Below are 2546 nucleotides of genomic sequence, written 5' to 3'. Positions count from 1 at the left end.
CCTTCAGCACCGTCTCGGCCTGAGCAAGGCCGCCGGCGATCAACGCCGAATCCGGCTCAGCCTTCTCCAGCCGCTCGACGGCAACATCCCAGACCATGGCGCGATAGCCATAGGCGTCGAGCATGCCGATGATCTGGCCCATCCTGGCGCGGCCGCGCGCGTCGGCAGGCTGCAGCGCCGGTCCTTCGAAGGCCTCGTCGATATAGCGGGCAATCGCATTGGTCTCGAACAGGCGAAACCCGTCATAACAGAAGGCCGGGATGCGGCCGAACGGATGATGCTCGAAATACCAGGCGGGAATCCCCTCGGCGGCAAAGACATCGACCGGCACAAGCTCGTAGTCGATGCCTTTTTCCGCGAGTACGAGGCGGACGATGCGTACATAGACGCTGTACTCCGCCCCGTAGACGATGGGCTTGCCCATCTTGCTTACTTGTCAGGCCATCGCCTTCTGCAGGTTCTCGTCGATCTTGTCGAGGAAACCGGTGGTCGACAGCCAGGGCTGGTCGGGGCCGATCAAGAGCGACAGGTCCTTGGTCATGAAGCCGGACTCGACCGTCTGGATGCAGACTTTTTCCAGCGTCTCGGCAAAGCGCTTCAGGTCGGCATTGTCGTCGAGCTTGGCGCGATGCGTGAGGCCGCGCGTCCAGGCGAAGATCGAAGCGATCGAATTGGTCGAGGTTTCCTCGCCCTTCTGATGCTGGCGGTAGTGGCGGGTGACCGTGCCGTGCGCGGCTTCCGCTTCCACCGTCTTGCCGTCCGGCGTCATCAGCACCGATGTCATCAGGCCGAGCGAGCCAAAGCCTTGCGCGACCGTGTCGGACTGCACGTCGCCATCATAGTTCTTGCAGGCCCAGACATAGCCGCCCGACCATTTCAGGGCGGAGGCCACCATGTCGTCGATCAGGCGGTGCTCGTACCACAGCTTCTTCGACTTGAACTCAGCCTCGAACTCGGCCTCATAGACTTCCTGGAAGATGTCCTTGAAGCGGCCGTCATAGGCCTTGAGGATGGTGTTCTTGGTCGACAGATAGACCGGGTAGTTGCGCAGCAGGCCGTAGTTCAGCGAGGCGCGGGCGAACTCGCGGATCGACTCGTCGAGATTGTACATGGCCATGGCGACACCGGCGCCGGGCGCGTCGTATACATCGTGCTCGATCACCTGGCCGTCCTCGCCGACGAACTTGATGGTCAGCTTGCCCTTGCCGGGGAAGCGGAAATCGGTGGCGCGGTACTGGTCGCCGAAGGCATGGCGGCCGACGATGATCGGCTTGGTCCAGCCGGGCACCAGGCGCGGCACGTTCTTCATGATGATCGGCTCGCGGAAGATGGTGCCGCCGAGGATGTTGCGGATGGTGCCGTTCGGCGACTTCCACATCTTCTTCAGCTTGAACTCCTCGACGCGCTGTTCGTCGGGGGTGATCGTCGCGCATTTCACGCCGACGCCGTGTTTTTTGATGGCGTTGGCCGAATCGATGGTCACCTGGTCGTTGGTGGCGTCGCGGTGCTCGATGCCGAGGTCGTAATATTCAAGCTTGAGGTCGAGATAAGGGTGGATCAGCTTGTCCTTGATGAACTGCCAGATGATGCGGGTCATCTCGTCGCCGTCGAGTTCGACGACCGGGTTCGCCACCTTGATCTTCGCCATGGAAAGAATGCCTCGTTGCTGGATATGGGACGGCCTTGCCCGCGCGGCGTTGGGCCGGGAGATGTCGCCCGTATATCAAAGCGCTTTTGGCCACGCAAACGGCGATCGGTCACGAATTGGAGGCCAGAGCCGTCGTCATTTGCGAATGCTTCATTTTCCCGGCCGAATGTGGCAGGGACGCTGAAATGCCGCAAACAGCAGTTCATTGACAATCATGCCCGTCATCAAAGATCCCGATAGCATTGCAGTCGCTGGCCCGGCGATCATCCTCGTCGAGCCTCAGCTTGGCGAGAACATTGGCATGGTCGCGCGCGCCATGGCCAATTTCGGCCTGTCGGAGCTGCGCCTGGTCAACCCGCGTGATGGTTGGCCGAGCGAGAAGGCGCGCGCGGCGGCCAGCCGCGCCGATCATGTCATCGACGCTGTCACCGTCTTCGACGATCTGGCCTCGGCGCTCGCCGACCTGAACTTTGTCTTCGCCACCACGGCCAGGCAGCGCGACGGCTTCAAATCCGTGCGCGGGCCGGTGGAGGCGGGCAGGCTGCTGCGGGCGCGCCACGTGATGGGCCAGCGCACCGGCATCCTGTTCGGACGCGAACGCTTCGGCCTCTACAATGACGAGGTCGGCCTTGCCGACGAGATCGTCACTTTCCCGGTCGATCCCGATTTCTCCTCGCTCAACATCGCCCAGGCAGCACTTCTGATGTCCTACGAATGGATGAAGTCCGGCCTGGAGGACGAGACCAAGACCAATTTTTCCGGCCCGGACATGAAATCGGCAAGCAAGGAATTGCACGGCCTGTTCGCCTATCTCGAAGGCGCGCTGGAAGCGCGCGGCTATTTCCGGCCGGCGCCGAAGAAGCCGAAAATGATCGACAATCTTCGCGCGGTGCTGACA

3 protein-coding genes are annotated in these 2546 nt (G+C 61.9%); 1 reads left to right on the top strand and 2 read right to left on the bottom strand.

Annotated elements, in window-relative coordinates:
- Together EN964_RS31600 and EN964_RS31595 are read right to left on the bottom strand one after the other, a co-directional pair.
- On the bottom strand, positions 1 to 424 hold a 424-nt coding region (locus EN964_RS31600), incomplete at its 3' end, for a glutathione S-transferase N-terminal domain-containing protein (protein ID WP_127277214.1).
- A 12-nt stretch (positions 425 to 436) separates the two neighbouring features.
- Entirely contained in the window at positions 437 to 1648 is a 1212-nt protein-coding gene (locus EN964_RS31595; RefSeq protein WP_127270610.1) for an NADP-dependent isocitrate dehydrogenase, read from the bottom strand.
- A 214-nt stretch (positions 1649 to 1862) separates the two neighbouring features.
- Between EN964_RS31595 and EN964_RS31590 the strand changes: the two genes are divergently transcribed.
- Positions 1863 to 2546: RNA methyltransferase (locus EN964_RS31590; protein WP_164776150.1), on the top strand; the 684-nt coding region annotated here is incomplete at its 3' end.

Origin of the sequence: Mesorhizobium sp. M7A.F.Ca.CA.001.10.2.1 (genome assembly GCF_003998575.1) — a bacterium.
Lineage (GTDB): Bacteria > Pseudomonadota > Alphaproteobacteria > Rhizobiales > Rhizobiaceae > Mesorhizobium.
Note: the sequence above shows the minus strand (reverse complement) of the source record. Positions and strands in the feature narration are given on the sequence as shown.